Raw genomic sequence first — 9,045 nt, 5'->3', positions numbered from 1 at the left:
ATGAAGAGCGGGAGAAAATTAACAAACTGGGGCTTGAGAAGTTTAAGCTGGAAGAAAAATACGGAAAAGACAGTCCTCAAGCCCAACAGCTTGGAAAAGACATCAACCAAATCCAAGAGAATATCGACCGCACTTACGGCATAGGCAGTGAAAAAGGGATGGCGATTCGAGCGGTGACGGCAGCGCTTCAAGCCGTGGCACAAAACGACAGCAATGGTGCAATAGTGGCACTTGCCTAGCCTTGTCTTATCGGAGTTATACAAAATATTCAGATCTTTATTCGGAAGATTGTAGAGAAGTAGATGATTTTTCAGTGAGATAGGATAACAAAGTAGACATAGAATTTCATGAGCGGGTAGTATAGTTTATGATAAAGCTACACACCCCTTTGAGGTGTATACTTTTATGAAAGTATATAAATAGAAATTTGTATGAATGGCTAAATTTTATTGCATAAAATTGACAGATACTATAGAATCCGCGCGTCTTACTTATTTTGTGAGAGCATTTGGAATCTTTTGCGTGTTGTGAAAGGTTTTTGCATAGACCAATAGAAGGAATACGATTATTAAAACCGTAAAAAAAGCACCGGCAGTAAATCGCCCAAATCGCATCAATGATGAAATTCGTGTCAAAGAAGTTCGTTTAATTGACCAAGAAGGTGAACAATTAGGAATTGTTTCTATTCAACAGGCTTTAGAAATGGCTGAACAAGTGGATCTTGATCTTGTTGAAATTAGCCCAAATGCAGAGCCGCCGGTTTGCCGTATTATGAATTACGGTAAATTCCTCTACGAAAAAAGCAAAACCGCAAAAGAGCAAAAGAAAAAACAAAAAGTCGTACAAGTGAAGGAGATTAAATTCCGTCCGGGTACTGACGAAGGTGATTACCAAGTTAAATTACGCAGCCTTATCCGTTTCTTGGAAGACGGTGATAAAGCAAAAATTACTGTGCGTTTCCGTGGTCGTGAAATGGCGCACCAAGACATTGGTTTAGATGTGTTGGAACGGGTGAAAAACGATTTGGCTGAAATTTCAGTAGTTGAATCTGCACCGGGTAAATTAGAAGGTCGCCAAGCCGTAATGGTGTTAGCGCCGAAGAAAAAATAATAAGGATTTTTTGTTGAGATTTTAATCTCAATAAAAATCTTTTCACTTAGGTGAAAAGTCATTGTGAGTTGGGCAGACTACGCAGCCTAACTACTTTGGGAAAAGGCAATTTGCCTTATAGTGGAAATAATCAGGCCTCCAAGTAACTTTTTAGTTCGCCTGATTATGTTGTTTTTAAACGAAAAATGCGGAGTTATTTTAACAATGCCTAAAATCAAAACAGTACGCGGCGCGGCTAAGCGTTTCAAAAAGACTGCTTCAGGCGGTTTCAAGCGTAAACAATCTCACTTACGTCATATTTTGACTAAAAAATCAACTAAACGTAAACGTCATTTACGTCATAAATCCATGGTTGCGAAAGCAGACCAAGTTTTAGTCGTGGCTTGCTTACCATACGCATAAGCCGTTATTTAAGCAAAACGTACGATTTAGTTCATTTTAGAAAATATACATAGGAGATTAAATAATGGCTCGTGTAAAACGTGGTGTTATTGCAAGAGCACGCCATAAGAAAGTTCTTAAGGCTGCTAAAGGTTATTATGGTGCACGTTCACGCGTGTATCGTGTTGCTTTCCAAGCGGTGATCAAAGCCGGTCAATATGCATATCGTGACCGTCGTCAACGTAAACGTCAATTCCGTCAATTATGGATTGCACGTATCAACGCGGCGGCTCGTCAAAATGGTTTATCTTACAGCAAATTTATCAACGGCTTGAAAAAAGCTTCTGTTGAAATCGATCGTAAGATCCTTGCCGATATCGCAGTATTCGACAAAGTAGCTTTCGCTGCATTAGTTGAAAAAGCAAAATCTGCACTTTAATTTTTTAAAGTTTAGAAAATGAGGACGCTGAAAGGCGTCCTTTTTTCTTATATTCATTTTCATCTTTTCTCTTTTCTTTCCAAACTGTATAAAATAGTGCAGTCACAAAAAACAAGGTTTTTTTGAACGTTGGCTTTGCCAACGGCTTTAAAGAGTGAATAAATCACTTTAGTGATTTATGAATAATTTTAGTCAAATTTTTACGAGGTTATCGTGGCATTAATTAGTTTAACAAATGGTTATCTTTCTTTTAGTGATGCACCATTATTAGACCATACCGAACTTCATATTGAACCAAATGAACGGGTTTGTTTGGTTGGGCGAAATGGGGCGGGTAAATCAACATTACTCAAAATTATTGCTGGTGATGTATTGTTGGATGACGGTAAGATCCAATACGAAAAAGATTTGGTAGTATCCCGTCTTGAGCAAGATCCACCACGTAATACGGAAGGCAATGTATTTGATTACATTGCAGAAGGTATCGGACATTTAACGGATTTATTAAAAGAGTATCATAGAATTTCTGTTGAGCTTGAAGAAAATTATAGCGAGCAAACTCTAAATCAACTAGAGCAAGTTCAGACAAAATTAGAATATGCAGATGGTTGGCGATTTGAAAATAAAATTAATGAAGTGCTACTCAAATTAGGTTTAAATCCTAATACAAAACTGACCGCACTTTCTGGTGGCTGGTTGCGTAAAGCGGCATTAGCACGAGCCTTAGTTTGCGATCCTGATGTGTTATTACTTGATGAACCGACAAACCATTTGGATGTGGAGGCGATTGAATGGCTGGAAAATTTCCTCTTAGAATTTAACGGGAGTATTGTTTTTATTTCCCATGATCGTTCTTTTATTCGCAAAATGGCGACCCGTATTGTTGATTTGGATCGCGGACAGCTTGTTTCTTACCCAGGGAATTACGATTTATACCTCACTACAAAAGAAGAAAATTTACGTGTAGAAGCAATGCAAAATGAATTATTTGATAAAAGATTAGCGCAAGAAGAAGTATGGATTCGTCAGGGAATAAAAGCACGCCGTACACGTAATGAAGGGCGTGTTCGAGCATTAAAGGCAATGCGTGAGGAACGTCGCCAACGTCGTGATGTGATGGGGACGGCAAAATTACAACTTGATACTTCGGCACGTTCCGGAAAAATTGTGTTTGAAATGGAAAATGTGAGTTATGAGGTGGCGGGGAAGCAATTGTTAAAAGATTTTAGCACCACCATTTTGCGTGGGGATAAAATTGCTTTAGTCGGACCAAATGGCTGTGGAAAAACCACATTTATTAAATTACTACTCGGTGAAATTCAACCGATAAGTGGGAAGATTCGTACGGGAACAAAATTAGAAATTGCCTATTTTGACCAATATCGCGCAGATCTGGATCCGGAAAAAACGGTGATGGATAACGTTGCCGATGGTAAGCAAGATATCGAAGTGAATGGCGTAAAACGCCATGTATTAGGTTATTTGCAAGATTTCTTATTTCCGCCTAGACGGGCGATGACACCGGTGAAAGCCTTATCGGGGGGGGAGCGTAATCGCTTGTTGTTGGCAAAATTATTACTTAAACCGAATAATTTGCTGATTCTTGATGAACCTACCAATGATTTAGATGTGGAGACCTTAGAGTTATTAGAAGAAATTTTGACGGATTATCAAGGCACATTATTGATCGTGAGTCACGATCGTCAATTTATTGATAATACTGCGACAGAATGCTATTTGTTTGAAGGGAACGGTGTCGTTAATAAATATGTAGGCGGTTTCTTTGATGCGAAACAGCAGCAAGCAAACTTTTGGGCAAGCAAAGCTGTGCAAGACGTTGTGAAAAAGTCACCGGCTAAACCGCAACAAAATGTTGTAAAAACTGACCGCACTTCTAAGCCAAAATCCGTTAAATTATCTTATAAAGAGCAGCGTGAATTGGAACAACTCCCACAGCAATTGGAAGAATTAGAGGAAAAATTGACCGCACTTCAAGCGGAAGTTGGCGAACCTACCTTTTTCCAACAGTCTCATGAAATCACCGATGCAAAATTAAAAGAATTGGCAGATACGGAAGCTCTTCTTGAACAAACATTCTTGCGTTGGGAAGAATTGGAAGAGAAAAAAAGTATTGCTGAAAGTCAGTGATATAAGAAAACCGAGCACTGGCTCGGTTTTTTTATGGATTAAAATAAGTTACTGATGAAAATCACGATAATAATCACAGGTACAACAAATTTTACATAGTTAAACCAGATTTTGGTAAAAGTTGAATCCGGTGTTGGGGAAAGCTCTTTTTTAGCTTCATCTTTCAGAACGAAGCCAACGAAAATTGCACAACCTAATGCGGTGAGCATAAATAAAATATTGCCACTGGCATAATCATAGAAATCAAAGATACTTTTGCCAAAAATCTTGAAATCTTTCCATAGATTATCGCCCAAAATAGCAGGGATATTACCAACCAAGAAAATTCCGCCTAAGGTTAAAATAATTGCTTTGCTGCGGCGCATACGCAATTTTTCTTGCAATGCGGTAATAATGACTTCGTAAATCGTAATTGAGGTGGTGAGTGCAGCGATTAATAATAAGCTAAAGAAAATAATGGCAAAGAATTTACCTGCCCATAAATGGGAGAAAACGATTGGCAAACTTTGGAAGACTAATGTTGGGCCGGCGTTTGGCTCAATGCCAAAGGTAAACAAAGAAGGGAAAATCATAAAGCCGGCAAGTACGGCAATGATAGTGTTAGTAAAACCGGTAATCACTGCAGTGTGAATGAGGTTTTCTTCTTTATTAAGATAGCTTGAAAGGGTAATTAAAACACCAAAACCAAGGCTTAATGCAAAGAATACTTGTCCTAATACAAAAATGAAAAGTTGAGGTGTGATTTTGCTGAAGTCCGGTTTTAAATAAAAGGTAATGCCTTCCATTGCTCCGGGCAGTGTCACATTGCGGATCACCATACCGATTAAGAAGATAAAGAGTAATGGCATTAAATATTTGACTGAACGCTCAATGCCGCCAATGATGCCTTTTGCCAAAATAATATAATTCACCACCACAAAGAGAAAGGTGTATAACATGATTTCATAAGGGCTATTGCCGATATGAAGATCGTAGAAATTTTTGGCAATATCTTTCGTAATGGGGGCTGAAATGTCAAGTGTACCACTAAGTAAGCTCACTATATAAGAAATGACCCATCCTCCAAGTACCATATAATATGCCATAATGCCAAAGGCACCTAGTAGCCCCATATAGCCGAGGATTTTCCAATATTTAGAAATGTGTTTGCCTTTGCCTTGAAGTTTATCTCCGAAGGCATCAATAGAATTGACACGTAAACGGCGACCAATCACATTTTCCACTAAAATCATCGGAATGCCGATTACAATCATTGCAAGGCAGAAAAGCAGTACATAAGCACCACCGCCATTTTCACCCACAAGATAAGGGAAGCGCCACGTTGCACCGAAACCAACGGTTGCACCGGCAACGGTCATTATATAAGTCAGTCGGCTCGACCAAGTTTGACGTTGTTGTTTATTTGTTGTCATTATTTTTCCTATTTAATCAAAAGTGCGGTTAAAAATTTACTGATTTTGAACACAGAAGGTTAATATTCTGTTTTTTCTTTATATTCACAGAGATCCTCAATAATACAAGAACCACAACGGGGCTTTCTCGCTACGCAAGTATAGCGACCATGTAAAATGAGCCAGTGGTGTACATCTACTTTAAACTCACTGGGCACGACTTTTAAAAGTTTTTCTTCTACTTTAACGACATCTTTACCAGGGGCAAAATTTGTGCGATTGCATACTCGAAAGATATGGGTATCAACTGCAATAGTGGGGTGACCAAAGGCGGTATTTAGTACCACATTTGCTGTTTTTCTTCCGACACCGGCGAGAGCTTCCAAAGCTTCACGGTTTTCAGGTACTTCTCCGTTGTGTTTTTCGATGAGATCACGACAGGTTTTGATGATGTTTTCTGCCTTACTATTATAAAGTCCGATGGTTTTAATATAGCTTTTTAAACCATCTAAGCCTAAATCCAAAATCGCTTGTGGCGTGTTGGCAATGGGAAAGAGTTTTTCTGTTGCCTTATTCACCCCTTTATCAGTCGCTTGTGCCGATAAAATCACGGCGATTAATAATTCAAAGGGCGAATTATACTGTAATTCGGTGGTAGGGTGAGGATTTTGATCCCGTAAACGGGTGAGTATTTCGATTCTTTTTTTCTGATTCATAATTTTATTTCCTTCTACTTTCTTGCTTGTGCAAGAAAGTAGCAAAGAACACACCCCGATTAAATCGCTTTTCCGACCTTGTTGTCATTTTCTTTACGGAAAATTTGTAAACTCGCCGTTGGCTCAAACAATACAAATTTTCCTAAAAATGCCAAGTCGGTCGGGCGATTTACACGGGGAAGATTAAATGTGTGTTCAATCTATATTTTTCTTCGGTTATCAATTCTATTTTTTAGGGCAAGGAGTAATCCCAATCCAATAAATGCACCCGGTGGCAGGATGAAAAGTAAAAAACTGCTATCCGTTTGGTAAATATGGAAAGTGAGAAATTTTGCTTGTTCGCCAAAAAGATTTTCTATTCCTTCAAAAATCGTCCCTTGCCCGAGAATTTCACGAATAGCCCCAAGTAACGTGAGGCTTAATGCCATACCGCAGCCCATAGAAAGGCCGTCCCACAGGGAATGCAAGAGACTGTTTTTGGAGGCAAAGGCTTCAGCCCGCCCAATAACAATACAGTTTGTCACAATGAGAGGGATAAAAATCCCCAGAGATTGATAGAGTGTATAAGTGTAAGCATTCATCAATAATTGCACCACTGTCACCGTTGTTGCGATAACCATTACATAAATAGGAATGCGTATTTCATGGGGAATTTGTTTCCTAAATAGAGAAATGACCGTATTGGTACAGATTAACACCAGCATAGTAGCAAGCCCTAAGCCTAGTGCATTAGTCGCTGTACTGGAAACGGCTAACAAAGGACAAAGCCCGAGTAATTGAACAATGGCAGGGTTATTTTTCCAAATGCCTTGAGCGAAAATCGTTTTCCATTCGGCCTGTTTTATTTGGGTTTCAACCGGATTATGAACTATATCATCTTCCACAAGTGCGGTCGTTTTTTCGGATAAATTTGTCATATCACAGTCCTTATTGAATTGCCAGTTGCTGGAGTTCTGCCTGATTGTTAAGCATCACTAAAGCGGATCGTTTTACTTGATTAACTATGGCTCGAGGTGTAATCGTGGCACCGGAAAATTGATCAAATTTACCACCATCTTTTTTAACCGCCCAATCATTTAAGTTTGTTTCATTAATTGGGTTATGATTGAAACTTAAAATCCAATTGGAAATGCGTAATTCTATTTTATCTCCCAATCCCGGGGTTTCGTGGTGTTCGATCACCCGCACGCCAAGCACCTCACCCGCAGGGGTTAAGCCTACGAGCAGACGTATATCGCCGGAATAGCCATCCGGTGCGGTGGTTTCATAGGCATAAGCAGAAATTTTTTGCTCTTTTTTGGCGAAATAAATTTTCTGAATGCCTTTGAAATTTTCATTTTGAGGAATGACCGCACTTTCCACTAAGTTGTTATCAAAATAGTTATGGGGAATCACTTGCAGTAGAAGATTACGTTGCTGTGCCGCCATGGTTTCATCAATTTTTCCTTTTGTCAGGTAAAAAATGCCTGAGGAAATCGCCGTGCAGATTAACGCAACTAATCCTAGGATCCACGCATAGCGTGAGGTGATTTTAAAGATTCCCATTATTTTCTTCCTTCTAAGCGGTAACCGGTAACACGTGGTCGTGTGTAATGATCAATTAATGGTACACAAATGTTACTGAGTAAAATGGCAAATGCCACGCCATCGGGGAAATTGCCGTGATAGCGAATGAGATAGACAAAAAGCCCGACTAATGCCCCAAAGGCAATTTTTCCACGTGGTGTGATTGAAGCGGTAACAGGGTCGGTTGCAATAAAAAATGCCCCGAACATCATTGCACCGCTAAACATTTGGCTCATTACACTCAGATGTGTGTTTCCTGTGAGGGTAGTAATGGTTGCCAAGCAGAAAAATGTCACGAGCATTGCGACCGGAATCTGCCAATGAATCGTGCGTTTTAATATTAAGAATATACCGCCAAGTAAAAATGCAAGATTGACTTGCCACCATCCCTGTGCGAAGTCTGTGCTGTTCCCCATAAAAATTGGCATTTTAATGAGTTCATAGAAGTCTGTTAATTCTCTGTGACTAGAATAAAAGATTTTTGCACTGTCTAATGGCGTCGCTTGTGTGATGCCATCAATACTTTGAGTAAGCTGTGACAGGGTGAAACCATCAGTAGTAAGCCCTGAAAAAATGAGTGAGGCGGCATCTGAAAATGTTGGTGGTTCTTGAAGTAAATGAATAGGAGGAAGCCATGTTGTCATTTGTAATGGAAAAGAAATGAGTAAAACGACATAGCCAACCATAGCAGGATTAAATAAATTTTGTCCTAAACCGCCATAAACCTGTTTACCGAGTAATAGGGAACAAAGAGTACCGATGATGATGAGCCAATAGGGGGCATAGGGTGGAATGGCCATTGCTAAGATTAACGCAGTTAATACAATACTGAAATCAGCAAGTGCAGATAGCGGTTTTTTGCCACGTAATTTCATTACGATAAATTCGCCTAATAGTGCAACTGTAATCGCTAATATTGATTGAAGTAGTACACCAAAACCAAAATAATAAATTTGAGCAAGTAAAGCCGGTATCATTGCAAAGATGACCCAAAGCATGATACGTGCTGTTAATCTTCCAGAATGAGTGTGAGGGGAACTGGCCATTTTAAACATAAGGATTATTCCTGTGGTTTCTCTCGTTTTTGTTGTGCTTGTGCAAGTTTCTTCGCTTTTGCCCGAGCAATCGCCGCTGCAACGGCGGCTTTTTTCGGGTCAAGTGCGGTCAAGTTTTCCGCTGTTTGTGGCAGAGTACTTTCAGTTTCATTGGTTGTTTTATTTGTTGTTTGTACAAGTTTCTTCGCTTTTGCCCGAGCGATTGCTGCTGCAACGGCGGCTTTTTTCGGGTCAAGTGC

General features: G+C 39.5%; 10 protein-coding genes and 1 pseudogene. 5 read left to right on the top strand and 6 right to left on the bottom strand.

Translation table 11 applies throughout. The annotated features are described in order from the left end of the window. From BKK54_RS11775 to BKK54_RS11205, 5 genes are all read left to right on the top strand, one after another. Nucleotides 1-239, top strand: a 239-nt coding sequence (locus BKK54_RS11775; RefSeq protein ID WP_077543153.1) for a hypothetical protein, incomplete at its 5' end; no start/stop codon positions are given. Nucleotides 240-564: 325 nt separating this feature from the next. Next, a complete protein-coding gene (gene infC, locus BKK54_RS11220) occupies nt 565-1,110 on the top strand; it encodes a translation initiation factor IF-3 (protein WP_432213703.1) in 546 nt (181 codons plus the stop codon). Between the two features lie 204 nt (nt 1,111-1,314). Continuing rightward, complete coding sequence (gene rpmI / locus BKK54_RS11215; RefSeq protein WP_034613912.1) at nt 1,315-1,512, top strand: 50S ribosomal protein L35; 198 nt, start codon at nt 1,315-1,317, stop codon at nt 1,510-1,512. 64 nt (nt 1,513-1,576) lie between these two features. Then, a complete protein-coding gene (gene rplT / locus BKK54_RS11210; RefSeq protein WP_005596075.1) occupies nt 1,577-1,930 on the top strand; it encodes a 50S ribosomal protein L20 in 354 nt (117 codons plus the stop codon). Between the two features lie 213 nt (nt 1,931-2,143). Then, nucleotides 2,144-4,078: an ABC transporter ATP-binding protein gene (locus BKK54_RS11205; RefSeq protein ID WP_077543151.1), complete on the top strand. Its 1,935-nt coding sequence runs from the start codon at nt 2,144-2,146 to the stop codon at nt 4,076-4,078. Nucleotides 4,079-4,116: 38 nt separating this feature from the next. Here the strand turns inward: BKK54_RS11205 and BKK54_RS11200 are convergent, their stop codons facing one another. From BKK54_RS11200 to BKK54_RS11175, 6 genes and pseudogenes are all read right to left on the bottom strand, one after another. After that, nucleotides 4,117-5,490, bottom strand: a complete 1,374-nt coding sequence (locus tag BKK54_RS11200) for a sodium-dependent transporter (protein WP_077543150.1) — start codon at nt 5,488-5,490, stop codon at nt 4,117-4,119. 59 nt (nt 5,491-5,549) lie between these two features. Beyond that, nucleotides 5,550-6,185 carry an endonuclease III gene (gene nth, locus BKK54_RS11195; protein WP_077543149.1) on the bottom strand — a complete coding sequence of 212 codons (636 nt, stop codon included), beginning with the start codon at nt 6,183-6,185 and terminating at the stop codon, nt 5,550-5,552. 200 nt (nt 6,186-6,385) lie between these two features. Continuing rightward, nucleotides 6,386-7,102, bottom strand: coding sequence for an electron transport complex subunit E (locus BKK54_RS11190; RefSeq protein WP_077543148.1), 717 nt, complete (start codon nt 7,100-7,102; stop codon nt 6,386-6,388). Between the two features lie 10 nt (nt 7,103-7,112). Next, nucleotides 7,113-7,730 carry an electron transport complex subunit RsxG gene (gene rsxG, locus BKK54_RS11185; RefSeq protein ID WP_077543147.1) on the bottom strand — a complete coding sequence of 206 codons (618 nt, stop codon included), beginning with the start codon at nt 7,728-7,730 and terminating at the stop codon, nt 7,113-7,115. Further along, nucleotides 7,730-8,806, bottom strand: coding sequence for an electron transport complex subunit RsxD (gene rsxD / locus BKK54_RS11180; RefSeq protein ID WP_077543146.1), 1,077 nt, complete (start codon nt 8,804-8,806; stop codon nt 7,730-7,732). Before rsxD ends, rsxG begins: the two co-directional genes overlap by 1 nt. Before the next feature lie 5 nt (nt 8,807-8,811). Next, nucleotides 8,812-9,045 (bottom strand): annotated as a pseudogene (locus tag BKK54_RS11175) (electron transport complex subunit RsxC); the annotation flags it as partial.

Origin of the sequence: Rodentibacter genomosp. 1, assembly GCF_001999285.1 — a bacterium.
In the GTDB taxonomy this organism is placed as follows: Bacteria; Pseudomonadota; Gammaproteobacteria; order Enterobacterales; family Pasteurellaceae; genus Rodentibacter.
The sequence above is the reverse complement of the archived record's forward strand: the minus strand, read 5'-3'. Positions and strand labels throughout refer to the sequence as shown.

Excerpts from the sequence above, each read along its gene's own strand:
- rsxG (WP_077543147.1), bottom strand. The coding sequence starts at position 7,730 with ATGGGAATCTTTAAAATCACCTCACGCTATGCGTGGATCCTAGGATTA.
- rsxD (WP_077543146.1), bottom strand. The coding sequence starts at position 8,806 with ATGTTTAAAATGGCCAGTTCCCCTCACACTCATTCTGGAAGATTAACA.
- BKK54_RS11190 (WP_077543148.1), bottom strand. The coding sequence starts at position 7,102 with ATGACAAATTTATCCGAAAAAACGACCGCACTTGTGGAAGATGATATA.
- nth (WP_077543149.1), bottom strand. The coding sequence starts at position 6,185 with ATGAATCAGAAAAAAAGAATCGAAATACTCACCCGTTTACGGGATCAA.
- rpmI (WP_034613912.1), top strand. The coding sequence starts at position 1,315 with ATGCCTAAAATCAAAACAGTACGCGGCGCGGCTAAGCGTTTCAAAAAG.
- rplT (WP_005596075.1), top strand. The coding sequence starts at position 1,577 with ATGGCTCGTGTAAAACGTGGTGTTATTGCAAGAGCACGCCATAAGAAA.
- BKK54_RS11200 (WP_077543150.1), bottom strand. The coding sequence starts at position 5,490 with ATGACAACAAATAAACAACAACGTCAAACTTGGTCGAGCCGACTGACT.